General features: G+C 71.1%; 18 protein-coding genes. 10 read left to right on the forward strand and 8 right to left on the reverse strand.

Annotation, left to right across the window (positions count from 1 at the left end; all coding sequences use genetic code 11):
* Nucleotides 1-137: 137 nt before the first annotated feature.
* Complete coding sequence (locus tag ACWC97_RS06740; RefSeq protein ID WP_450647821.1) at nucleotides 138-1,724, reverse strand: S8 family peptidase; 1,587 nt, start codon at nucleotides 1,722-1,724, stop codon at nucleotides 138-140.
* Between the two features lie 230 nt (nucleotides 1,725-1,954).
* On the opposite strand from ACWC97_RS06740, the gene ACWC97_RS06745 reads away from it, so the two are divergent.
* A complete protein-coding gene (locus ACWC97_RS06745) occupies nucleotides 1,955-3,055 on the forward strand; it encodes a threonine synthase (RefSeq protein ID WP_450647823.1) in 1,101 nt (366 codons plus the stop codon).
* Nucleotides 3,056-3,185: 130 nt separating this feature from the next.
* Nucleotides 3,186-5,810, forward strand: coding sequence for a glycosyl hydrolase family 65 protein (locus ACWC97_RS06750; protein ID WP_450647825.1), 2,625 nt, complete (start codon nucleotides 3,186-3,188; stop codon nucleotides 5,808-5,810).
* 7 nt (nucleotides 5,811-5,817) lie between these two features.
* Here the strand turns inward: ACWC97_RS06750 and ACWC97_RS06755 are convergent, their stop codons facing one another.
* Together ACWC97_RS06755 and ACWC97_RS06760 are read right to left on the reverse strand one after the other, a co-directional pair.
* Complete coding sequence (locus ACWC97_RS06755) at nucleotides 5,818-6,708, reverse strand: peptidoglycan recognition protein family protein (protein ID WP_352273328.1); 891 nt, start codon at nucleotides 6,706-6,708, stop codon at nucleotides 5,818-5,820.
* 126 nt (nucleotides 6,709-6,834) lie between these two features.
* Nucleotides 6,835-7,956 (reverse strand): PP2C family protein-serine/threonine phosphatase, encoded by a 1,122-nt coding sequence (locus tag ACWC97_RS06760; protein ID WP_450647827.1) that lies wholly within the window; start codon nucleotides 7,954-7,956, stop codon nucleotides 6,835-6,837.
* A gap of 224 nt (nucleotides 7,957-8,180) precedes the next feature.
* Here ACWC97_RS06760 and ACWC97_RS06765 point away from each other — a divergent pair, with 224 nt between their 5' ends.
* On the forward strand, nucleotides 8,181-9,209 hold the full coding sequence (locus ACWC97_RS06765; RefSeq protein ID WP_352273330.1) for a helix-turn-helix domain-containing protein: 1,029 nt from the start codon (nucleotides 8,181-8,183) through the stop codon (nucleotides 9,207-9,209).
* A gap of 234 nt (nucleotides 9,210-9,443) precedes the next feature.
* The gene (locus tag ACWC97_RS06770) at nucleotides 9,444-12,833 is read left to right on the forward strand and encodes a S8 family serine peptidase (RefSeq protein WP_450647830.1); all 3,390 of its coding nucleotides are present in this window, start codon (nucleotides 9,444-9,446) and stop codon (nucleotides 12,831-12,833) included.
* Nucleotides 12,834-13,106: 273 nt separating this feature from the next.
* Here the strand turns inward: ACWC97_RS06770 and ACWC97_RS06775 are convergent, their stop codons facing one another.
* Nucleotides 13,107-13,361 carry a Txe/YoeB family addiction module toxin gene (locus ACWC97_RS06775; protein ID WP_352273331.1) on the reverse strand — a complete coding sequence of 85 codons (255 nt, stop codon included), beginning with the start codon at nucleotides 13,359-13,361 and terminating at the stop codon, nucleotides 13,107-13,109.
* The gene (locus ACWC97_RS06780) at nucleotides 13,358-13,642 is read right to left on the reverse strand and encodes a type II toxin-antitoxin system Phd/YefM family antitoxin (protein WP_450647832.1); all 285 of its coding nucleotides are present in this window, start codon (nucleotides 13,640-13,642) and stop codon (nucleotides 13,358-13,360) included. Before ACWC97_RS06780 ends, ACWC97_RS06775 begins: the two co-directional genes overlap by 4 nt.
* Before the next feature lie 402 nt (nucleotides 13,643-14,044).
* Here ACWC97_RS06780 and ACWC97_RS06785 point away from each other — a divergent pair, with 402 nt between their 5' ends.
* From ACWC97_RS06785 to ACWC97_RS06805, 5 genes are all read left to right on the forward strand, one after another.
* Nucleotides 14,045-14,431: a CPCC family cysteine-rich protein gene (locus ACWC97_RS06785; RefSeq protein ID WP_450647834.1), complete on the forward strand. Its 387-nt coding sequence runs from the start codon at nucleotides 14,045-14,047 to the stop codon at nucleotides 14,429-14,431.
* Nucleotides 14,428-15,159: a HEAT repeat domain-containing protein gene (locus ACWC97_RS06790; protein ID WP_450647836.1), complete on the forward strand. Its 732-nt coding sequence runs from the start codon at nucleotides 14,428-14,430 to the stop codon at nucleotides 15,157-15,159. The genes ACWC97_RS06785 and ACWC97_RS06790 overlap by 4 nt, the downstream gene beginning before the upstream one ends.
* A gap of 492 nt (nucleotides 15,160-15,651) precedes the next feature.
* Nucleotides 15,652-17,601, forward strand: a complete 1,950-nt coding sequence (locus ACWC97_RS06795; protein ID WP_450647838.1) for a GmrSD restriction endonuclease domain-containing protein — start codon at nucleotides 15,652-15,654, stop codon at nucleotides 17,599-17,601.
* A 156-nt stretch (nucleotides 17,602-17,757) separates the two neighbouring features.
* Nucleotides 17,758-18,027 (forward strand): type II toxin-antitoxin system Phd/YefM family antitoxin, encoded by a 270-nt coding sequence (locus tag ACWC97_RS06800; protein ID WP_450647840.1) that lies wholly within the window; start codon nucleotides 17,758-17,760, stop codon nucleotides 18,025-18,027.
* On the forward strand, nucleotides 18,020-18,283 hold the full coding sequence (locus tag ACWC97_RS06805) for a type II toxin-antitoxin system RelE family toxin (protein WP_385214203.1): 264 nt from the start codon (nucleotides 18,020-18,022) through the stop codon (nucleotides 18,281-18,283). The genes ACWC97_RS06800 and ACWC97_RS06805 overlap by 8 nt, the downstream gene beginning before the upstream one ends.
* A gap of 97 nt (nucleotides 18,284-18,380) precedes the next feature.
* Here ACWC97_RS06805 and ychF read toward each other — a convergent pair whose 3' ends face one another.
* Entirely contained in the window at nucleotides 18,381-19,469 is a 1,089-nt protein-coding gene (ychF, locus tag ACWC97_RS06810; RefSeq protein WP_352273333.1) for a redox-regulated ATPase YchF, read from the reverse strand.
* 231 nt (nucleotides 19,470-19,700) lie between these two features.
* Here ychF and ACWC97_RS06815 point away from each other — a divergent pair, with 231 nt between their 5' ends.
* Complete coding sequence (locus ACWC97_RS06815; protein ID WP_352273334.1) at nucleotides 19,701-20,342, forward strand: DUF6542 domain-containing protein; 642 nt, start codon at nucleotides 19,701-19,703, stop codon at nucleotides 20,340-20,342.
* 8 nt (nucleotides 20,343-20,350) lie between these two features.
* On the opposite strand, the gene ppgK is transcribed toward ACWC97_RS06815, so the two are convergent.
* Together ppgK and ACWC97_RS06825 are read right to left on the reverse strand one after the other, a co-directional pair.
* Entirely contained in the window at nucleotides 20,351-21,091 is a 741-nt protein-coding gene (ppgK, locus tag ACWC97_RS06820) for a polyphosphate--glucose phosphotransferase (RefSeq protein WP_352273335.1), read from the reverse strand.
* 88 nt (nucleotides 21,092-21,179) lie between these two features.
* A complete protein-coding gene (locus tag ACWC97_RS06825; protein ID WP_352273336.1) occupies nucleotides 21,180-22,169 on the reverse strand; it encodes a 4-hydroxy-3-methylbut-2-enyl diphosphate reductase in 990 nt (329 codons plus the stop codon).
* Nucleotides 22,170-22,186 lie beyond the last annotated feature (17 nt).

A 22,186-nucleotide genomic window follows, 5' to 3' on the forward strand; every position in this document is an offset into this window, starting at 1 on the left:
CCCCCGATGTCCCCCGCACGGCTGTGGGGCGGCCGCCGAAGCAGCCGCCCCACACGTTCCGCGCATCATGGGCGCCCCGTCACGAGGGGCGCTCCCTCACCGGTGCCCGTGCGGGCGGTGATCCGGTACCCCCGCGGTCAGAACTGCAGACCCCAGGAGTTGATCCGTCCGGTGTCCCCGCCGGCGTTGTCGCTGACCCGGAGCTTCCAGGTGCCGTCGGCCGCCACGGCGGACGCGTTCACCGTGTAGGTGGTCTTCACGTTGTCGGTGCTGCCGCCGACCCCGTACGCCTTCAGGTTGTAGACCGAACCGTTGGGCGCGACCAGGTCGATCTTCAGGTCGCCGCTGTAGGTGTGGGTGATGTCCACCGGCACGCTCAGCGTGGCGGGGGCGTTGCCGCCGACGCCGCTGACGGTGATCGGCGATTCGACGGTGGTGTAGTCGCCGATGGCGTAGCTCGTGGTGCTCTCGAACTTCTTGCCGGTCGGCGGGGTGGTGGAGCCGGTGCCGACGTTGAGCAGGCGGTTCGGCGAGCCGGTGCCCGGGTTGGTGACCACTCCGGTGCTGGCGGCGGCGACCAGTCCGGCGGAGACCTGCGCCGGGGTGTCGCCCGGGTGGTCGGCCAGGTAGAGCGCGGCGGCACCGGCCACGTGCGGGCTCGCCATCGAGGTGCCCGAGATGGTGTTGGTGGCGCTGTCACTCGTGTTCCAGGTCGACGTGATCGACGAGCCCGGGGCGAAGATGTCCACCACGCTGCCGTAGTTGGAGAAACTGGAGCGGGCGTCGGTGCTGGTGGTGGAGCCGACCGTGATGGCCTCGCCGACGCGGGCCGGGGACTTGGTGGAGGCGTCGGTGGACTCGTTGCCCGCCGCGACGGCGTAGGTCACGCCGGACGCGATGGACTTGCGTACGGCGGCGTCGAGCACCGCGTCCGCCCCGCCGCCCAGGCTCATGTTGGCCACCGCGGGCTTCACCGCGTTGGCGGTCACCCAGTCGATGCCCGCGACGACCTGGTCGGTGGTGCCGGAGCCGCTGTTGTCGAGGACCCGGACGGCGACGATCTTCGCCTTCTTCGCCACGCCGTACGACGTACCGGCGACGGTGCCCGCCACATGGGTGCCGTGGCCGTGGCCGTCCTGCGCGGTGTTGTCGTTGTCGATGGCGTCGTAGCCGTTGGAGGCCCGGCCGCCGAAGTCGCTGTGGCTGATCCGCACACCGGTGTCGATGATGTACGCGGTGACGCCCGCTCCGGCGTGGTCCGGATAGGTGTAGCTCTGGTTCAGCGGAAGGGACTTCTGGTCGATCCGGTCGAGACCCCAGGAGGGCGGCGAGGTCTGGGTGCCGGTGACGTGGAAGGTCCGGTTCTGCGCCACGGACTCGACGGCCGGGTCGGCGGCGAACTTCTTCGCCTGGGCCTCGGAGAGCTCCACCGAGTAGCCGTTGAGCGCGGCCCGGTAGGTCTTCCTGATCTTGGCGCCGTACTCCTTGGCGAGCGCCCGCCCCTCGGCGGAGCCCGCCCTGGCCGCCGACGCGTCGAGCGTGACGATGTAGCTGTCGCGGACAGTGTCCGGGGCGCCGGCGTTCAGGATCCGGCCCTCGGCGGCCGGGCCGGACGCCGAGGCGGGGAAGACGGCCGCGCCGGACAGCGCGAGGGCCGCACCCGCCACCACGCTCACGGCGGCGACTCTTCGGCGGGACAGAGGGGTGTGACGCGTCACTGACATGTGGGGGCCTCCTCGATTGCGGTGCTCAGGTGGGGGATCACGTGCGTCGAGACAGAGCTGCGCCGGAACGGGGACAGGCATGCGCATGACAACCGATGGACCGGATCGCCGCGCCGCCAAGTCCCCGTCGACAGCGAAAGATTGGCCGATCCTTGGGAATCGCACAAGAGTGCGTTGGGCTCCGCAATACCTTCGCCACGGGGCGGTCATACGGCTGACATGCTGACCGCATGCCCGCATACATCTGCCCGCAGGACGGCACCCGCGCCGACACCACCGCTCTCACCTGGTGCTGTCCGGTCTGCCGCGGCCCCTGGGACCTCGCGTTCGAGCCCTCCGGCGCGCTCTCGCCCGACTCCCTCGCGGGCCGCGTCAATTCACTGTGGCGTTACGAGGAGGTGCTGCCGCTCTCCGCGCCCGCGACGAGCCTCGGCGAGGGGCGCACCCCGCTCGTCCCGCTCACGGGAACGGTCTCGGCCAAACTCGACTTCCTGATGCCGACGCTCTCGTTCAAGGACCGGGGCGCGGTGATGCTCGCCGAGCTGGCCCGTCGTCTGGCGCCGGAGCGCGTCGTCGCGGACAGCAGCGGCAACGCGGGGACGGCCGTCGCCGCGTACTGCGCGCGTGCCTCGCTGCCCTGCACGGTGTACGTCCCCGAGGGCACCTCCGCGAAGAAGACCGAGCAGATCCGGGCCCACGGCGCCCGCCTGGAGATCGTCCCCGGCGACCGAGAGGCGGCCGCGGCCGCCGCCCGCGCCGCCGCCGACGTCCCCGGCACCTTCTACGCCTCGCACGTCTTCAACCCGTTCTTCCTGCACGGGACGAAGACCTATGTGTACGAGCTGTGGGAGGACCTCGGCGGGCGGCTGCCGGACGCCCTCGCCGTGCCGGTCGGCAACGGCACCCTGCTGCTGGGCGCGGCCCTGGCCACCGCCGAGCTGCACGCCCGGGGGCTGATCGACCGGCGGCCCGCGCTGATCGCCGTCCAGGCCGAGGCCGTCTCCCCGCTGGCCGCCGCCTTCCGGGCGGGCGCCGACGGGCTGCCCGACGCCCCGGCCGGGCCGGCCGCCGCCACCCTCGCCGAGGGCATCGCGATCCCCCGTCCGCCGCGCGCCCGCGCGGTGCTGGCCGCGGTCCGGGAGTCGGGCGGCACCTTCCTCACGGTGACCGAGGACGAGATCCGCGCCGCCCAGCTGGATCTGGCCGCGCGCGGCTTCTACGTCGAGACGACCGGCGTCGCCTGCTGGGCGGCGGTCGGCGGCTGGACGGACGGGAGCGTCGTCGTCCCGCTGTGCGGCGCGGGCCTGAAGACCGGCCTCGCCGCCGCCTGACCCACCGCCGGGAACAAACAGCACCGGCAGCCGGCGGGAGGCCACCACCACCCGCCCGGTGGCACACCGTCGCCCGATCACCCCGCGCGCCGCGCGCCACCGGGCGGCGGCGGCTTCCTACGGTCGTACGGTGAGCCTCCCGCGCATCCGCCGCCGTACCGCCCTCGCCTGCTGCGTGCCGCTGCTCGCGGGCGCCCTGCTCGCCGCCGCCCCGGCCCCCGCGCCACGGGCGGCGTCGCCGGGCGCCCCGGCGCCCACCGCCTGCGGCCGGGACACCGACCCCGCCTGGGCACCGTCCTCCACCGGGTACGGCCGGGCGGCCGGTCACGACCCGTACACCGGCAACGGGTACCTGGGCCACCGGGTGCCCGCCGTCGGGGCCGGGTACGCCGTCCCGGGCGGGAAGTCCGGCTGGCCGCTGTACACCCCGCGCTACGACGGCGCCCTCGTCTCCGGCCTGTACGGGCGCGACCCGGCGCTGGCGGCGGGCCGCGAGGTGGCCGCCGCACTCCCCACCTGGACCGATCTGGAGCTGCGCGTCGGCGGGGAGGTCTACGGCCCCGCCACCCCGGCCGGCCGGATCTCGCACTACCGCCAGACCCTCTTCCTCCGCTGCGGACTGGTGCGGACCGCGCTGCGCTGGACCACGGCCGACGGGCACGCGACCGACCTCGTCCACGAAGTGCTCACCGACCGGTCCGCGGTGCACACCGGCGCCGTACGACTGAGCCTCACCCCGCGCTGGAGCGGCATCGCGACCGTCACCGCCCGGCTCGACCCGCGCGGCGCGCGCCGGATCGACCTCGCCGGGGACGGCACCTTCCGCACCCGGGGCACCGGGGTCCGGGGCGCCATCGCCCAGGAAGTGCGCTCCGGCGGAACCGGGACGGCGCTCGCGCCCCGGAGCACGCACCGGGTGCGCGCCGGGCGCACGTACACCGTCGAGAAGTACGTCGGCGTCGACACCACGCTGACCTCGCGCGACCCGCGCGGCGCGGCACGGGACGCCGCCCGCCGGGCCGCCCGGCGCGGCTGGTCCGGGGTTCTCGCGGCGAACGCGGCGGCCTGGCGACGGGACCGGTCCGCCGACATCTCCGTCCCCGGCGACCCCGAGCTCCAGAAGTGGCTGCGGGCGGCCCAGTACGGACTGCTGGCGTCCACCCGGCCCGGCTCCCGGGACAGCGTCGCCCCGGCCGGTCTGACCAGCGACGACTACGCGGGCATGATTTTCTGGGACGCCGAGATCTGGATGTACCCGGGGCTGCTGGCCACCCGGCCCGAACTGGCCCGCTCCGTCGTCGAGTACCGCTACCGCACCCGGGACGCCGCCCGCGAGAACGCCCGCAAGCTGGGGTTCCAGGGCCTGTTCCACCCGTGGACCGGGGCGAGCCGGGGCGATCTGTGGTCCGAGTGCCAGAGCTGGAACCCGCCGCACTGCGTCACCCAGATCCACCTCCAGGGCGACGTGGCACTGGCCGTCTGGCAGTACTACCTGGCGACCGGTGACCGCGACTGGCTCGCCCGGCACGGCTGGCCGCTGCTGGCGGGGGCCGCCGACTTCTGGGTCTCCCGGGCCACCGCCGACGACGGTGGCGGCTACTCGCTGAAGGAGGTCGCGGGCCCCGACGAGTACAGCAACGGCGTCACCGACGGCGTCTACACCAACGCGGTCGCCGCCACCTCCCTGCGCGACGCCACCCGCGCGGCCCGGCTGCTCGGCCGCCCCGCCCCGGCCGCCTGGCAGCGGGTCGCGGACGGGCTGCGCATCCCGTACGACCCGGCCCGCAAGCTCTTCCTCCAGTACGCCGGGTACGACGGCTCGACGATCAAGCAGGCCGACACGGTGCTGCTGATCTACCCGCTGGAGTGGCCGATGGAGCCGGGCGCCGCCGCGGCCACCCTCGATCACTACGCCGAGCGCACCGACCCGGACGGCCCGGCGATGACCGATTCGGTGCACGCGATCGACGCGGCCGCGATCGGGGAGCCGGGCTGTGCGACGTACACCTACCTCCAGCGCGCGGTACGCCCGTTCGTACGGGAGCCGTACGCGCTGTTCAGCGAGGCCAGGGGCGCCAAGGCGGGCGCGCAGGACGCCCTGTCGGGGTCGCCCGCCGAGGACTTCCTGACCGGGAAGGGCGGCTTCCTCCAGGTCTTCACGCACGGGCTGACCGGGCTGCGGCTGAGGGAGGACGGGGTGCGGCTCGATCCGCTGCTGCCGCCGCAGCTGGCGCCCGGCGTCACCCTGACCGGCCTGCGCTACCAGGGGCGCACGTACGACGTGGCGATCGGCCCGCGCACGACGACGGTCCGGCTGACCTCCGGCGCCCCCTTCACCGTCCACTCCCCCACCGGCCCCCGCCTGCTGAGCGGCGCCCTGACGCTGCCGACCCGGCGGCCCGACCTGGCGGCGACGGACGACGCGGCCCGCTGCCGCCCCGCGACGGCCGACTCCGAGGCCCCCGGACTGTACGCGGCCGCCGCGGTGGACGGCAGCCGCGCCACCGTCTGGTCCCCGGCGGGCCGGACGGGCGCGCTGACGGTGGACCTGGGACGGGTGGCCGCGGTGACTTCGGCGGTACCGGAATGGGCGGAGCCGCGCCCGGCCGCGTACCGCCTGGAGGTCTCGGCCGACCAGCGCCGCTGGCGGCCCTACCGGGCGGGGGAACCGGCCCGCTGGATCCGGCTGACGGTCACCTCGACGGACGAACGCCGGCCCGCGGGGGTGAGGGAACTGCGCGTGGCCCAGCCCTGACGTGCCGTCACTTCGTGCTCTTCCGCGCACCGTTCGGGCTGTCCGGACCGACGGGGTGAAGGGCGGCGCGCCGGGTCGCGGCAGCCGCCTGGAGTTCGGCGGCGAGCCTGCGGATCGCGGGGAGCCGGGCGAAGAGCGCCTCGCCGGGGCAGTTGGTGGCGAAGCCGTCGCGGTGGCCGGATATCGCGTCGAAGGAGGTGGATGTCCCCTTCGGATAGCGGCTGTTGCTGTTGGTGGAGGTGAGCCGCGTCTTGCCCAGCGGATCGACACCGCCCAGGCCGAGCTTCCAGGCGGCGAGCGCGGCTATCGCGCGTTCCATCGCGGCCGGGACGGGGACGCCGGGGCCGAAGGTGCCGATGGCGGCGATCCCGGTGGTGCCCTGGTTGAAGCCGAGTGTGTGGGAGCCGATGACGGCCCGGTCGACCCCGCCCGCCCGGCCCTCGTAGACGGTGCCGCACCGGTCGACCAGGAAGTTGTATCCCATGTCGCCCCAGTGCAGGTCGCCGGTCTGCCCGTCGTAGAGGTTGCGCAGGGTGCGGGGGACGTCCGCGCAGTCGTAGTCGTTGGGGGTGTCGGTGTGGTGGACGAAGACCGCGCCGACACCGCCCGCGTACCGGGCGGTGCGGTCGCGCTTGGTCTCGTCGGGCCGCCACCCGGCACGCGGCACGATGGCGGGCCGGGGTGCCGCACGGGGCGGCGCCATCGGCCGCGCCCCCAGCGCGGGGGACGGCCGGTCGCCCCGGGTCGGGCGGGTGGCCGCCTCGAACCGCCCGGCGGAGAGCGGCGGTTGGTGGACCCGGTCGCGGGCGTGGCGGGCCGTCGGCACTCCGGCGGGCGCGGCCAGCAGAGGAAGCGTCACGGGCACGACGGCCCAGAGCGCTATTCGGTACAGACGCACAGGAGGAACCTTCTTCGTCGTTCGCCGGATCACCGGCGTGAGCGCATATGCCCACAGCCTCCCGGCCCCCCGCCCCGGGCGCGCGCGGAATTAGTGCAGACAGGCGAGGACGACGCGGCGCCCGGCTCAGCGGTACGGGGACCGCCGCACGGACAGGATCGCCACGTCGTCGTGCTGGTCCTCGCCCCCGGCGAACGCGCGTGCGTCGCTGTGGAGGGCTGACGGCAGCTCGGTGGCGGGGAGCGACACGTGCCGGGCGAGGCTCTCCGTGACGGGAAAGAACGTGCCGTCGGACGCGCGGGTCTCGGTGAGCCCGTCGGTGGTGAGCAGGAGCGTCGCGCCGCGCGGGAAGGCGAACCAGTCGACGGTCGCGGGGTCGGCGGACAGCTCGGCGAGGCCGAGGGGAACGCCCGAGGTGAGGTCCGGTGTGGTGACGGTGGTGTCGTGCAGCACGTGCGGAAGGACGTGTCCGCAGTTGATGGCCTGCACCTCCTCGTGCGCGTCGATGCTGACGATCAGGGCCGTGACGAACCGTTCGTCGTCGCCGGTCCGGGCCGCGTACGAGTTGTGCAGGACGACGGAGGCGTCCAGTGCGTCGACGAGCGCGGTCAGGGTGGGTTCTCGGTGGGCACTCGCACGGAAGGCGCCGATCACGGCGAACGCGGCGCCCACCGCGGGCAGGCCCTTGCCCTGGACGTCACCGATCAGCACCCGGGTCCCCCACGGCGAGGCCACCACGTCGTAGATGTCGCCGCCGACGAGCCGGTCCTCCTGCACCGGCTCGTACACGCCGTCGACCAGGACGTCGTCGGTGAGCATGGGCAGCGGGCGCAGGATGTGACGCTGCATCGCGACCGCCGTGGAGCGCAGTCGCAGCGTCTCCCGCTCGCGGCCGATACGGCGGTGGCACGCGTAGACGGAGGCCGCGCCCAGGACGAGGGTGAGCAGCATCATGAGGGTTCTGTCGAGCCACGGCCGCCCGTCGCCGTGCCGGAGGAACATGGTGCCGATGACGACGAGCACGGTCCAGGCGAACACGAACCCCGTCTGACGCACGGTGCACAGGGCCGACGCCGCCCCGGGCAGGAACACGAGAAGGCCGAGCAGCCACACCGGGGAGCCGGACAGGAATCCGAGGACCCCCACCAGAACCGTCACGACCGCGACGGCGATCACCACCTGGGCCGTGCTGGGTGGTTCGACCGTCTCGACCGGTCGAACGGGCTTCTTCCGATGGGTGCGGGGCACGGGACCTCCGGGGCGAATGGAGCATTTCCCGTACCGTAGGCACGCGCGGCCACGGGTCGGCCGCGCCCCGCCGGAGACCGTCCGCGGCCCGCGCGGAACGGGTGAGCCCCGGACGGCGCCGCCGGCGGGCGCGGCGGAAGGATAGGGTTCGGCCCCGGGAAGGTCCGTGCGGCCGGTAGGGCCGCACCGGGGGCGGACGCGGCGGCTGCCCGAGGGAGCGCTGGATGCTGCAGGCATTGGGGCTGAGCCCGGACGAGGAGACCGTCTACACGGCGCTGCTGACCCGGCCGACCGCCTCCGCGCGGGACCTCGCCGGGCAGACCGGGCTCAACAGGGACGGGATCGCCCGCATCCTGCACGACCTGGCGGCACGCGGCCTGGTCGCGGTCGAAGCAGGGGCGGGCGGTATGTCCGACTCCCACGCCCGTCCCGGGTCCGGCGACGGACACGCCACCCCCTACCGGCTCACGCCGCCCTCCGTGGCCCTGGCCCCGCTCCTGGTCGAGCAGCGCAACGCCCTGCACCGGGCCGAGACCGCCTTCTCGATGCTGACCGAGCAGTACCGCAGCACCGCCGCCCACCCGGCGGGCAACGTCGTGGAGGTGGTGGTCGGCGTGGAGCAGGTCGCGCACCGGTTCCACCAGTTGCAGCGCGGCGCGCAGCGGGAGCTGCTCGTCTTCCTCGTCGGCACGCCGATCGCGGTGCCGCGCGAGGACACCGACCTGTCGGAGAGCGCCGCCCTGGACCGGGGGGTGGATTTCCGGGTCGTGGCCACGAAGGACTATCTCGACGGTCCCGAGGTGGCGCGGGACATGCGTACGGCCGTCACGGCGGGGCTGGGGCTGCGTCTGGTCGAGGCGTTGCCGCTGAAGATGGTCGTGTCGGACCGTCAGAGTGCCATGGTTCCGCTGGACATGGCCGACTCCGGGGGCGAGCCGAGCGCCATCGTGGTGCACCGCAGCGGTCTGCTCACCGCCCTGGTCCAGCTTTTCGAGAAGGAATGGGCCCAGGCCCGGCCGCTGTACCCCACCCCCACGGGGATGCGGGTGCGGACGGCGGAGCGGGAGCCGACCGTGGGGGAACTGGAGGTCCTCGCGCTCCTGCTGGCCGGGGTCTCGGACCGTCGGGCGGCGTCCCAGCTCGGGGTCTCCATCCGCACCGTGGAACGGCGGACCCGGCGGCTGATGGACCTTGCCGGGGCGGATTCGCGCCTCCAGCTCGGCTGGCACGCCGCACGCGCGGGCTGGTTGTGAGCCACCGGGCCCGCTGAGCGGAGACCGCCCCGACGCAGGTCCGCCCCCGCCCGTATCCGCAGTGGCCGCGACGCCGGGCGGGGGCACGGCGGTACCGGACGCAGTGGCCGCGGCGCGATGTCGGAAATCCGACATGCGGCCAACCCGTCACCCGCAGGCGTCCCCGCACCGTCGGCCGGTCTGCCAGGCTGCAGCCGCACCACGGCATTCCACCGCGTCGAAGTAGGGAGATCCATGCGCCCCCTCACCCGAATATCCCTGGCAGCGGCATGCGCCGCCGCCCTGGCCCTCACGGTGGTCGCACCGTCCGGGGCAGAGGGCGCACCACCCGGCGGCGGCTCGGGGAAGAGACCCGTCGTCGGCAGCGGGCCGGCGTCGTCCGGAGGCCGGCAGACGGCCGTCACGCTCATCACCGGCGACAAGGTCCTCGTGACCACCGACGCGTCGGGCCGCAGCTCCGCGGCGGTACTGGCGCGCGAGGACGGCACCCGGCCGGTGGTCCAGACGTACCAGTCGGGCAAGGACCTCTACGTCTACCCCGAGGGCGCCACCCGGGCCGTCGCCGAGGGCCGGGTCGACGAGAGGCTGTTCAACGTCACCGGCCTCATCCGCCAGGGGTACGACGACGCGCACACCGACGCGCTGCCGCTCATCGCCACCTACGGGGACGGCGTGGACGTCGCCAGGAGCACGCCCCCGGCCCCCCGCGGCTCCGAACGGGGACTGCTCCTCCCCGCGGTGGGCGGCGTCGCCCTCACCGCAGACAAGGACACCGCCGCCACCTTCTGGCGCGACGTCACCGCCCCGCGTTCCCGTTCCGCCTCCGCACCGCGGAAGCTGTGGCTGGACGGACGGGTCGAGGGCACCCTGGACCGGTCCACCAAGCAGGTCCACGCTCCGGAGGCATGGGCCGCCGGTCACGACGGCAGCGGCACCAAGGTCGCCGTGCTCGACACGGGAGTGGACGCCGGGCACCCGGATCTCGTGGACCGGGTCACCGCCTCCGAGAACTTCACGGACTCCGCGACCACCGACGACCGTGTGGGCCACGGTACTCATACCGCCTCCACCGTCGGCGGCTCCGGAGCGGCGAGCGGAGGCCGGAAGAAGGGCGTGGCCCCCGGCACCTCCCTGCTCATCGGGAAGGTCCTCAACGACGCCGGGTACGGCCAGGACTCCTGGGTCATCGCGGGGATGCAGTGGGCCGTCGACCAGCGCGCCGACGTCGTCTCCATGAGCCTGGGCAGCCAGGCGATCGGGGACTGCACCGACCCGGTGGCGCAGGCCACGCAGCGGCTCGCGCAGAGCACCCGCTCCCTGTTCGTCGTCGCCGCGGGGAACGCCGGACCGGGCACCGAGACCGTCTCCTCCCCCGGGTGCGTGCCCGAGGTGCTGACGGTCGGCGCGGTGGACCGTGACGACAGCACCGCCCCGTTCTCCAGCCGCGGCCCGGTGGCCGTCACGCACACCCTCAAGCCCGAGATCGCCGCGCCCGGCGTCGGCATCTCGGCGGCGAGCGCGGGCGGCCGCGGCGTGTACGCCTACCGGTCGATGTCCGGCACGTCGATGGCGACCCCGCACGTCGCGGGCGCCGCGGCCGTCGTGCGCGGCGCCCACCCGGGCTGGACCGCGCAGCAGGTCAAGTCCGCGCTCGTCTCCTCGGCCCGCACCGGCGGCGGGGTGGAGGGAGCGGACCGGACCGGCGCCGGTGTCCTCGACGTGTTCGCCGCGGTGAACCAGAAGGTGCTGGCCGCGCCCGCCGTCCAGGGGGGCAGCTACGCCTGGCCGCAGGACACGTCGGACCGCACCACTGTGACGGTGCCCTTCACCAACACCGGCGACAGCGACGTGGCCCTGGGCCTGAAGGCCGACGGTGTGCACGGCAACGACGGCAGCGCGGTCCGCTCCGGCATCATCGAGCCGGTACGGCACAGGGTGACGATCCCCGCGGGGGCCACCGTGCGGGTACCGGTGCGGATCGACCCCACCGCGCGCCTGAAGGACTCCCAGTACGGTGCGGTCACCGGCCGCCTCCTGGCCACCGGCCACGGTGTGCACGTCTCCGTACCGGTGACGCTCTACGTCGAGCCCGAGACGGTCACCCTCCGGGTCAAGGCCGTGGACCGCGACGGCGGGCCCGCGGCCGGCACCTCCTCCCTGGACCTGGTCAGCCTGGACATTGACAAGGGAGAGCGCCGCGCGAACGCCGGGGCGCCCGACCAGACGTACCGCGTCCGCCCGGGCAGCTTCTCCCTCAGCGCCTTCGTGACCACGTACAGCGCGAACGGGGCGCCCGGGTCGGTCAGTTACCTCGCGAAGCCGCAGCTCCGGATCACCAAGGACACCACGGTCGTCCTCGACGCCCGGCGGGCCCACCGGTTGAGCCTGGACACCGACCGGCCGGCGACGGTGGACACGACCACGATCGGCTACGCCCGGATCTGGGACGACACCTGGCTGGTCGCCGGCTCGGTCTCGACGGACAGCACCGTCCAGGAGTTCTACGCGGACGTCGACGGACGTGCCACGGACGGCACCTTCGAGTTCCGGCCCACCTGGCGGGCCAGCGGCTCCCGGGGCGGCTCGCCGTACGTGTACAACCTGACGTTCCCGACCTCCGGACCGATCCGTTCCGACCAGGTCTACCGGCCCAGGGACTCCCGGATGGCGCGGGTGACCGAGACCTGGAACGCCGTGGGCAAGGAGGCGGACTACCTCGACGCCCTGTTCGTCCGCCGTCCCGAGAGCGGCAGCGACTACATCCCGGTGAGCCCGTACGGCGCTGTGCACGTGCCCGCGACCCGTACCGCCTACTACACGACCGGCGACGACCTCTGGTACCACGGCGCGATGAGCAGCTTCCCGTTCGCCGCGTTCATGGGTGACCAGGAGCGCGCCTACCGGCCGGGGCAGCGACGGTCCGAGGAGTGGTACCGCGGCGTGCTGCGGCCCGCCGCCGCCCGGGACACCGGCGGGAAGCCCATGCTGGCCGCCGAGCGACAGGGCGACCAGATCGGCGTCCAGACCGCGTTCTGGCTCGACGGTTCCGGTGACCACTGGTCCCCCGGCGGCTCGTTCGGCGACATCGGCAACCTGCGCCTGAAGCGCGACGGCGAGGAGATCGGCCGACGTGCCGACCCGTTCGGCGTGTTCCAGGTGCCGGACGAGGACTCCGTCTACGAGCTCACCCAGAATCTGCAGAAGATCGCGACCTCGGACAAGAACTGGCTCCGCTCCAGCGCGGTCACCACTTCCTGGACCTTCCGCTCCCACCGGGAGCCGGACGTCTACTCGCGCGGCCTGCCGCTCCTCTTCCCGGCGTACGACGTGCCGGTGGACGGCCTGAACACCGTGGCCGCGCGAAAGGGCACGGAGATCGGGCTGTCGGTCGAGGGCCACGCCGGATACACCTCCGGCGCGGTCACCGGTGCCACGCTGTCCTACTCCTACGACGGCGGAACCACCTGGATCCAGGCGCCGACCGAGCACCGTGACGGCCGCTGGACGGCCGTCCTCGACCACACCGGCGCCTCCGGCGAACAGGTCACGCTGAAGGCATCCGTCACCGACTCCAACGGCAACGCGGTCACCCAGACGATCATCCGCGCCTACGACGTGCGGTGATCCGGGCGATCACCCGCGGCTACGACACACGGTGATACCGGTTGCGGCCGGGCGGCCCCTCCTCACGGGGACCGCCCGGCCGCGACACGAGGTGGCGACGGCTACGCGGCTACGGCTCGTACAGAGGCAGAAAGTGGATGACCGCCTCCTCATAAGGATGCGCGGCACGCACGGCCCGCTGGACGGCGGCGGCCCCGGCTGTGGCCCTACCAGCGCCTTCCGTCGCCAGCCTGCAACGCACGGGCCGCGTCCCACAAGAAAACGTCCCGGACGTCAGTAGTGATAACGAGCCGCGAGAATGACGATCTCCTTGTCCATGACCAGGTAGACGAGGCGGTGCTCATCGTCGATCCGCCGCGACCATGCCCCGGGCAAGTGGTACTTCAGCGGCTCGGGCTTGCCGATCCCCGTGAAGGGGTCACGCTTGACGTCCTCGATGAGCTTGTTGATCCGAGCGAGCATCTTCCGGTCGTTCTGGAGCCAGGACGTATAGTCCTCCCAGCCCTGATCCTCGACGACAAGCCTCACGCGACACCCTCACGTGCCGCATCCGGCGAGTCGGGGTCGATCAGGTCCCGCTCGGACACGTTGATGTTGGCCAGGGCGTTCTCGTACGCCTTGAGCAAGCGGCGAGCGTTCGCCGGAGAGCGCAGGAGGTACGAGCCTTCACGTAGCGCCGCATAGTCCTCGGCCGAGACGAGCACCGCGTTGCCGTGCTTGGAGACGATCTCGATGGCCTCGTGATTGTCGTTGACCTTCTTGATCAGCGGAAAGAGTGCCTTGCGGGCTTCACTCGCAGTTATGGACATGACCTGCCCCTTCCCGGTTGCGGTACCGAATAACGTACCACTTTCACCACTCCCGGACAGGGCGGACACCTGACGAAAGATCAGGAAACCCAGCACCATTTCAGCACGGGAGACGACGAGGGGCCGGCCGCCCGGGAAACCGGCCCCTTGCCACCTGCAAACCTGACGAAGCGCCTTGCTCGTAGTAAGACGACGCTCACACGTTGAAGCGGAATGTCTGAAGCCAGATCCTGACCTGCGACGGAGCCCCGCACCGGGCCCTGACCTGGGATTCCTCGTTGGCATGCGTTGGCTCCCGACGGCCGTTTACGGGTGTCCTGCGGACTGGCTGCGGACTGGCCGGGCGGGCGGGGGCCGAGAAATCCATGGCGCACCGGCGGAACCGGCAAGGAGACTGCCTGGGTGAGCGACCGCTACCCCTGCCCATGCTGCGGGCACCGCGTGCTGGGCGAGATGCCCGGCTCGTACGAGATCTGCCCCGTCTGCTTCTGGGAGGACGACGGGGTCCAGTTCCGCTGGCCGACCATGGGCGGCGGCGCGAACAAGGTCTCCTTGATCGCGGCCCAGCGGAACTACCAGGACTTCGGCGCCTGCGACGAGCACGGCCGCCGGTTCGTCCGTCCGCCGGCCGAAGACGAGCCGCTCGACCCCGCCTGGCGCCCCATCGATCTGACCCGGGACTCCTTCGAGGACTGGGCAGCCGAGGACAGCGCCCCATGGCCCGACGACAGCTCGGTTCTCTGCTGGTGGCTCCCCACTTTCTGGCGCCGGGACCACTCCGTGTCATGACCTCCCACATCGAGACACTCGTCCGGCAGCTCGACGGCAAGGCCGACGAGTCCTACGACGCCCGCGCGGAGCTGATCTGGATCGGCGCCGACGCCATACCCGCCGTCATCAACGGCCTGCCTTCCCTCGGCGGCTTCGGCCAGCTGACCGCCATCGAGGTCTTCGAGGAGGTGGGCGATCCCCGTTGCGGCCCCGCTCTCATCGGTCTGCTGGACAGCGACAATCCGACCGTCCGCGAATGGGCGGCCATGGCCCTGGCGAGCCTGGAAATCGACGGCGCCATCGAGCCCCTGCGCCGCGTCTATCTCGCCTGCCTGGAACGGGCGACGCCACCCGACTGGAGCGAGCCGGAAGGCATCCGCTGGGCCCTGACCGAACTCGGCGCACGCAGCCCCGTCGTCCCGCCGCATACTGCCCACCTACGAGACACCGCTGCGGACGACGCCCCGGGCTGGCCCTCGGCCCACTTAACCGAGATCATCAACAATCTGGCCGACCACGCCCAGGTGATCCTCTACTCACAGTTCTGGCGCGTGGACGCCGGCCGCACGTACGGCATCTCCGGCACCGCCCTGGACTGGGAACTCGACTGGACCGCGCCCTGGGAGCACCTGGTCGAAGAGTCCCGCGCCTGGTCTCTGCTGGAAGCCTCCGAAGCCCCCACCGGCAGCAACATCTTCTTCGCCCCCACCTGGATCGACCGTACCGACCTGCACCCGGAGAGGTGACCGATGCCGTTCCGGCGCCCCGAGGAGACCGGCTACGGCTACGTGGTGGAGCGCCGACGGCCGGCGATACGCGTCGGCCAGCGCGAACAAGCGGATCACAGCGACGGTGACGTTCCTCGTGTGCTGCTTCGGAGCGTCCCGGTCGTGATGCCCAAAGACCTGACAGGAATCGACTTCAGTACGGCGAACATCCGACGCGACAGTGAGCAGCATGCCGCTTGGAGCGACTCCCCCCTCCGAAGAGATGACGTCGTCCTGGCGCGCAAAGGAGAGCTGGGGCGAGCTGCCGCGTCCCGCCCGCAGCCGAAGCCCAAACAGACGCGTCGGCCTGCCAGGGCGGTCATGAGGGCGGCTGCAGGGAGGAGAAGGATGCCGATGACCTGCCTGAGCCTCTGGTCCGTTCCCTGGGTCACCGTTCGACGTGACTGATATTTTACGAAGATCGCAACCTGGTGGGGGGAAAGCCGCCGGGGCTTGGAGATCAGGAAGACAATGCGCATTGCCCAGATCCTCGACAAGATCGACTCCGGCGACATCGCCCTGCCGGAATTCCAGCGCGGATATGTATGGACCCGCGACCAGGTACGCGGATTCTTCCAGTCCCTCTATCGCAGCTACCCGATCGGCGGCTTTCTCACCTGGGGAACCAAGGTTGAAAGCACCCAGACCAGAGGGGTCCGGGCCGACAGGGACGGCACTGTAAATCTTCTGCTGGACGGGCAGCAGCGAGTGACCACGCTCTACGGCGTGACCCGCGGTCGGCCTCCCCACTTCTTCGAGGGAAACCCCGCAACGTTGAAAGGGCTGCACTTCAACCTGGATACAGAGACGTTCGAGTTCTACGCACCGGCGAAGATGAAGGACAACCCTTTGTGGTTGGACGTCACCTCTCTCCTTCGCAACGGTCTGAGCACCCACCTGCAGACAGTGAACCAACTGGCTGACGGAGACACCGAGGCACTGTCCACCTACATCGAACGCCTGAACCGCATCACCCAGATCATGGACCGAGAGGTCCACATCGACGAAGTCACAGGTGAGGACAAAACCATCGATGTCGTCGTCGAGATCTTCAACAGGGTTAATTCTGGCGGCACCAAGCTCTCCAAAGGTGATCTTGCTCTGGCTGCGATCTGCGCCTCATGGCCGGAAGCCCGGCCGACGATGAACGAAGCTCTGACGACTTGGTCCGCGGCAGGATTCGACTTCAAGCTCGACTGGCTGTTGCGCAATGTCAACGCAGTACTCACGGGCGAGGCACAGTTCTCGAAGCTCGCAGAAGTTGGAGTCCTGCCCTTCCAGGCCGGCTTGAAAGGGACCATCGACTCTATCGACTACATGCTCAACGCGTTGGGCGGACGGCTGGGGCTCGACCACGGAAGGGTCATCAGTGGCCGGGGTGCCTTCCCTGTCATGAGCCGTCTGCTCCACATCCACGACGGAAGATTCCCTGACGGGACAACCCGCGACCGACTCTTCTACTGGTATGTCCACAGCTTCCTGTGGGGCCGTCACACGGGAGCGACGGAAACTACGCTCAATCAGGATCTGAAGGCGCTCGACGACGGCGGAGTCGAGCTGCTCATCGACGTGCTGCGGCGCAGCCACGGCGGACGGCTGCAGGTGAGCCCCGACGACTTCGCAGGTGCCAGCATGGGATCGCGTTTCTACCCCCTGCTGTACATGCTCACTCGGGTCCACGGCGCGCAGGATCTGGACAGCGGGGTACCACTGCGGGACGGCATGCTGGGCCGATTGAGCTCCCTCCAGGTGCACCACATCTTCCCCAAGGCTCGCTTGCGCGCGTATGGGTACAGTCACGCCGAGATCAACGCGGTGGCCAACTTCTGCTTCCTCACACAGGACACCAACCTACGGGTTGGGGCCAAGAATCCCGCGAATTACCTTGCAGAAATCACGATGCGCATGCCGGGCGCACTGGAATCACAGTGGATCCCGGTGGATCCGGAACTCTGGCGCGTTGAAAACTACCCGAAGTTCCTGGCCGCGCGTCGCGAACTCCTGTCGTACGTCGCAAACGACTTCTTGGACACGCTCCACGATGGCCCAGCCCCTGTAGACCTCGTCTCTCCCTCGCGACCCGGCCTTCCGCGTACTGCTGTGGCGGTGTCCGAACCAACCTCGCTCGACGACGTTCCCGGCCTCGCGGCGCTCCTGCTTGAGGTCCAGGAAGCAGGATTCGCGACGCCCGACCTGGACAGCGAGGTGGTCGATCCCCGTACGGGTGAGGCGATCACCATCGCCACCGCTTACTGGCCTCATGGCCTTCAGGCGGAGGTGGGCGGGTCCGTGGTCCTGGCCATCGACACGACGCCCGCAGAGCAGGCGGCGATGGAAGCGAGCGACTACCGCGTCTTCCACAGCGCCGACGCCCTGCGCCGGTACGTCAAGCATATGCGCGCCGAGCACGCATCAACGTGACCTGAGACAGACGAGATCGATCCGCACGGGATGCCGGGAGAAGCCACAACAGGGCCGCGCCCGGTACCCCCCTCCACAACCGGCTCACGGCGAGGCGGCCCGATCATCGCCACACGTCCGTTGTGTACACATGGGACACCCGGTACGCTTGAGCACATGACGCAGCCGCTGCCCATAGAGTCCATCCGCGCCGTCCGCGCCCACCTGGCCGAGGTCGTGGAGCGGGCGGACCGGGACGACGTGCCCACGGTGATCACACGTCGAGGCAAGGAAGTCGCCGCCGTCGTCTCCATCGATGTCCTGCGCAAGTACCAGGAGTGGGAGGACCGCGAGATCAACCGGATCATCGACGAGCGCATGGCCAACCCCGTACGCGGCATCCCGATCGAGGACATCATGAGGGAGACCCTGGCTCGCGGTGAGTGAGTATCGAACGGTCTTCCGGCCCGAGGCGCAGGCCGAGCTTCGGAAAATCCCTCGCGAGACGGCGCTGCGCATCCTGGCCAAGCTGACCGAGCTGGAGACCGACCCCCTCGGCTTCAACACCACCGCGCTTGTGTCCCAGCCGGACCGCCGGCGGCTACGAGTGGGCGACTACCGCGTCGTCTACACGCTCGACAACGGCGAACTGGTGGTCTGGGTCGTTCACGTGGGGCACCGTTCCACCGTCTACGACACCTGACCACCGCCGGCAACAGCTCGGAATCACCGGCACATCCGGCCCGGTGACGACGAAGGGGTCGGACTCCACGGAGCCCGACCCCTTCTGACGTGCACGACTACACGTTGAACCGGAACTCCACCACGTCCCCGTCCTGCATCACGTAGTCCTTGCCCTCCATGCGGGCCTTGCCCTTGGCGCGGGCCTCGGCGACGGAGCCGGTTTCGATCAGGTCCTCGAAGGAGATGATCTCCGCCTTGATGAAGCCCTTCTGGAAGTCGGTGTGGATCACACCGGCGGCCTCGGGGGCGGTGGCGCCCTTCTTGATCGTCCAGGCGCGGGCTTCCTTCGGGCCTGCTGTGAGGTAGGTCTGGAGGCCCAGGGTGTCGAAGCCGACGCGGCCGAGGGTGGCCAGGCCCGGCTCCTCCTGGCCCATGGACTGGAGGAGTTCCAGGGCCTCGTCGTCGTCGAGCTCGATCAGCTCGGACTCGATCTTGGCGTTGAGGAAGATCGCCTCGGCGGGGGCGACCAGGGCGCGCTGCTCGTTCTTGAAGTCCTCGTCGACCAGTTCGTCCTCGTCGACGTTGAAGACGTAGAGGAACGGCTTGGTGGTCAGGAGGTGCAGCTCGTGGAGGAGCTTGCCCTTCTCGGTGCCCGCGGTGATACCGGCGGCGAAGAGGGTCTGGCCGGACTCCAGGATCTTCTGGGCCTCCTCGACCGCGGCGAGGACGGCGACCTTCTCCTTCTGGAGGCGGGACTCCTTGGTCAGGCGCGGGACGGCCTTCTCCACGGACTGGAGGTCGGCGAGGATCAGCTCGGTGTTGATCGTCTCGATGTCGTCCTTGGGCGAGACCTTGCCGTCGACGTGGACGACGTTCTCGTCCTTGAAGGCGCGGATGACCTGGCAGATCGCGTCGGACTCGCGGATGTTCGCGAGGAACTTGTTGCCCAGGCCCTCGCCCTCCGAGGCGCCGCGGACGATGCCGGCGATGTCGACGAAGTCGACCGTGGCAGGGAGCAGCCGCTGGGACCCGAAGATCTCGGCGAGCTTGTTCAGGCGCGGGTCCGGGACGCCGACGACGCCCACGTTCGGCTCGATCGTGGCGAACGGGTAGTTGGCCGCCAGCACGTCGTTCTTGGTCAGGGCGTTGAACAGGGTCGACTTGCCGACATTCGGCAGACCGACGATTCCGATCGTGAGCGACACGTTGGCGACTTCCTGAGGAGTGGGGCGGTGGGCGGAGAGCGGGGCCCTGGGTGGGCCGATTCTCCAGTTTACGGGCGGGGGCAAGCGGGTACCCACGGGTCCGGTCGGGGAGGGGTCCGGGCGGCCGGGCCGGTTCCCGTTCGGCCGTGTGGCATCGAACTCATCGTCCGGCTCGCCCAAAGGGCGTGTCCCGTACCCGCTTCACGGCGCCCGGCACCCTACGTTGTCCCGGTGGAGCAGCACAGGACACGTCCCCCGCAGCGCAGGCAGGCGCCTCAGTCACCTCAGCCGCCTCAGGCCCCGCTGTCCCCGCAGGGCACCATCGAGGAGGCCGCGACCGTCTACCGGGCGGTGCGCCCGCCGACGGGCCGGAGGCGTCCGGTACCGCCCGTGGTGCTCGCGCTGCGCAGACTGCCCAATCCCCGGCTGACCGGTATCGGGGCCGGACTGTTCGCCGCGGTCACCATGTTCGTCCTGGCCTGTCTGGACCTGGTGGCCCTGGACGGGTCGCCGGCGGTGTTCGGGGTGCTGTTCCTGCCGGTCTGCGCGCTGACCGCGCTCTGGGTCCGGCCCGCGGACCTGGTGACGGCGCCGATCATCGTGCCGATCGCGTTCGCCGTCGGGATCGTGCCGATCTCCGGGGGCTCCGGCGGGCTCGGCGGGCGGATCATGGCGGTCGTCACCGCGCTCGCCGTGCACGCCGGGTGGCTGTACGGCGGAACGCTCGTCGCCGGTGTCATCACGACGGTACGGAAGGTGCGGCAGATGCGTCAGCGCCGGCGCCGTACGGCGGTGGCTCCCCGGACCGCGGGGGCGGCGCGCGCCCCGCAGGGGGGTCCGCGCCGCCCGCGTCGGCGGGAGGACGCCTCGTAGGCCCTGCCTCAGGCAGCGCTCCCGGCCGCCATGGCCGCGCCCACGATCCCGGCGTTGTTCTGGAGTTCCGCGGGCACCATCTCGGCGCGTACGTGCTCGATCAGGGGCAGGAACTTGGCGGCCTTGCGGCTGACGCCGCCGCCGATGATGAAGAGGTCGGGCGAGAACAGCATCTCCACGTGGGCCAGGTACTTCTGCAGCCGGTGCGCCCAGTGGTGCCAGCCCAGGTCCTCGTCCTCCTTGGCCTTGGTGGAGGCGTGCTTCTCCGCGTCGTGGCCGTTCAGCTCCAGGTGGCCGAGCTCGGTGTTGGGGACGAGGTGGCCGTCGACGAAGAGGGCGCTGCCGATGCCCGTACCGAGCGTCAGCATGATCACGGTGCCCTTGCGGTCCCGGCCGGCGCCGAAGGTCATCTCGGCGACGCCGGCCGCGTCCGCGTCGTTCAGCAAAGTGACCGGGAGGCCGAGCCGGTCACCGATCAGGGCGCGGGCGTCCATGTCGATCCAGCCCTTGTCGACGTTGGCGGCGGTACGGGTGACCCCGTCGGTGACGACGCCCGGGAAGGTGACGCCGACGGGGCCCAACCAGTCGAAGTGGCCGACGACCTCGGCCACGCACTCGACCACGTCCTTGGGGGTGGCCGGTCGCGGTGTCAGTACCTTGTGGCGCTCCTGCGCCAGGTCTCCGCGGGCCAGGTCCACGGGTGCGCCCTTGATCCCGGATCCGCCGATGTCCACGCCGAAGATCTGCATACGGTCCACGGTACGGGCAGGCGGCCCCGCCCACTCCCCGGAACGGGATGCCGCCCTGCGGCGGGCGGCATCCGGGCGGCGTCCCGGGCTACTGCTCCGTGAGGGCCGCGGCCTCGGCGCGCAGGTCGCGGCGGAGCTCCTTGGGCAGCGAGAAGGTGATGGACTCCTCGGCCGCCTTCACGATCTCCACGTCCTCGAAACCGCGCTCGGCCAGCCAGGCCAGGACCCCGTCGACCAGCACCTCGGGCACGGAGGCGCCGGAGGTGACGCCGACCGTGGAGACACCGTCCAGCCAGGCCTCGTCGATCTCCTCGGCGAAGTCGACCAGGTGGGCGTCGTTCGCCCCGGCGCCGAGGGCGACCTCGACCAGGCGGACCGAGTTGGAGGAGTTCTTGGAGCCGACGACGATCACCAGATCGGCGTCCTCACCCATCTGCTTCACCGCGATCTGGCGGTTCTGCGTGGCGTAGCAGATGTCGTCGCTGGGCGGCGAGACCAGGAGCGGGAACTTCTCCTTGAGGGCGCCGACCGTCTCCATCGTCTCGTCGACGGAGAGCGTGGTCTGGGAGAGCCAGACGACCTTGGAGGGGTCGCGGACCTCGACACCGGCGACGTCCTCGGGGCCGTCGACCAGCGTGATGTGGTCGGGGGCCTCGCCGGAGGTGCCGATGACCTCCTCGTGGCCCTCATGGCCGATCAGCAGGATGTCGAAGTCCTCCTGGGCGAAGCGGACCGCTTCCTTGTGGACCTTGGTGACCAGCGGGCAGGTCGCGTCGATCGTGGCGAGCTTCCGCTCGGCGGCCTCCTGGTGCACGGTCGGCGCGACGCCGTGCGCGGAGAACATCACGATCGAGCCCTCGGGGACCTCCGCCGTCTCCTCGACGAAGATCGCGCCCTTCTTCTCCAGGGTCTGCACGACGTACTTGTTGTGGACGATCTCGTGGCGTACGTACACCGGGGCGCCGTACTGCTCCAGGGCCTTCTCCACGGCGATCACGGCGCGGTCCACGCCCGCGCAGTAGCCACGGGGGGCGGCGAGCAGGACGCGGCGGGAGGTCGTAGCAGTCATGCGGCCCATCGTACGGCCCGGTCGGC

It is taken from the genome of Streptomyces sp. NPDC001108 (assembly GCF_053598535.1).

Bases quoted from the DNA above. Each gene is read 5' to 3' on its own strand.
- ACWC97_RS06740 (WP_450647821.1), bottom strand. From the start codon at position 1,724: ATGTCAGTGACGCGTCACACCCCTCTGTCCCGCCGAAGAGTCGCCGCC.
- ACWC97_RS06745 (WP_450647823.1), top strand. From the start codon at position 1,955: ATGCCCGCATACATCTGCCCGCAGGACGGCACCCGCGCCGACACCACC.
- ACWC97_RS06765 (WP_352273330.1), top strand. From the start codon at position 8,181: ATGCTGCAGGCATTGGGGCTGAGCCCGGACGAGGAGACCGTCTACACG.
- ACWC97_RS06770 (WP_450647830.1), top strand. From the start codon at position 9,444: ATGCGCCCCCTCACCCGAATATCCCTGGCAGCGGCATGCGCCGCCGCC.
- ACWC97_RS06780 (WP_450647832.1), bottom strand. From the start codon at position 13,642: ATGTCCATAACTGCGAGTGAAGCCCGCAAGGCACTCTTTCCGCTGATC.
- ACWC97_RS06790 (WP_450647836.1), top strand. From the start codon at position 14,428: ATGACCTCCCACATCGAGACACTCGTCCGGCAGCTCGACGGCAAGGCC.
- ACWC97_RS06795 (WP_450647838.1), top strand. From the start codon at position 15,652: ATGCGCATTGCCCAGATCCTCGACAAGATCGACTCCGGCGACATCGCC.
- ACWC97_RS06800 (WP_450647840.1), top strand. From the start codon at position 17,758: ATGACGCAGCCGCTGCCCATAGAGTCCATCCGCGCCGTCCGCGCCCAC.
- ppgK (WP_352273335.1), bottom strand. From the start codon at position 21,091: ATGCAGATCTTCGGCGTGGACATCGGCGGATCCGGGATCAAGGGCGCA.
- ACWC97_RS06825 (WP_352273336.1), bottom strand. From the start codon at position 22,169: ATGGGCCGCATGACTGCTACGACCTCCCGCCGCGTCCTGCTCGCCGCC.